The 494-nt window shown below is 70.4% G+C and carries 2 protein-coding genes; both read right to left on the reverse strand.

Translation table 11 applies throughout. The features are described from left to right. Positions 1–50 precede the first annotated feature (50 nt). Entirely contained in the window at positions 51–257 is a 207-nt protein-coding gene (locus ACLZOT_RS49870) for an MbtH family protein (protein ID WP_416975966.1), read from the reverse strand. Positions 258–259: 2 nt separating this feature from the next. Then, positions 260–494, reverse strand: a 235-nt coding sequence (locus ACLZOT_RS49875; protein ID WP_416975967.1) for a hypothetical protein, incomplete at its 5' end; no start/stop codon positions are given.

The raw sequence follows: 494 nt of genomic DNA on the forward strand, positions 1-494 counted from the left end.
GTGCCGTGAAGAGGTCATGTACCCCGTACAACGCCCCCGTTGCCCCCATCTCAGGTATCTGCGCCCGTGCGGACGGGACATATGTCCGTCCAGTTCTCCTCGACGTAGGCGAGGCAGTCGGCACGGCTGCTCGCGCCCAGCGCCACGTCCCAGCCGTCCGGCACGGCGATCGCGGCGGGCCAGAGCGAGTGCCGGCCCTCGGCGTCGGTGAGGACGAGGTAGGTCCCGTTGTCGTCCTCGAACGGGTTGGTGGTCATGGTCAGCCCTCCACGAGTTCCTTGTTGCCGGGGTTGTCGTCAGCGGTGTCGGTGGCGACATCCGGAAGCAGCGAGTCGATCTCCCGCACCGTGCGCCGCGACATGCCGACCACCGCGACCGCGATGCCGCACAGCCCGGCGATCAGCAGCATGGCCGCCATCCCGCTGCCCGGCCCGTCGCCCACCAGCGGCCCGAGCACCACGAAGATCCCGCTGCCGTCGGCGGCCCCCGGTTCG

Origin of the sequence: Streptomyces sp. 4F14, from assembly GCF_048159485.1 — a bacterium.
In the GTDB taxonomy this organism is placed as follows: domain Bacteria; phylum Actinomycetota; class Actinomycetes; order Streptomycetales; family Streptomycetaceae; genus Streptomyces.

Bases quoted from the DNA above. Each gene is read 5' to 3' on its own strand.
- ACLZOT_RS49870 (WP_416975966.1), bottom strand. From the start codon at position 257: ATGACCACCAACCCGTTCGAGGACGACAACGGGACCTACCTCGTCCTC.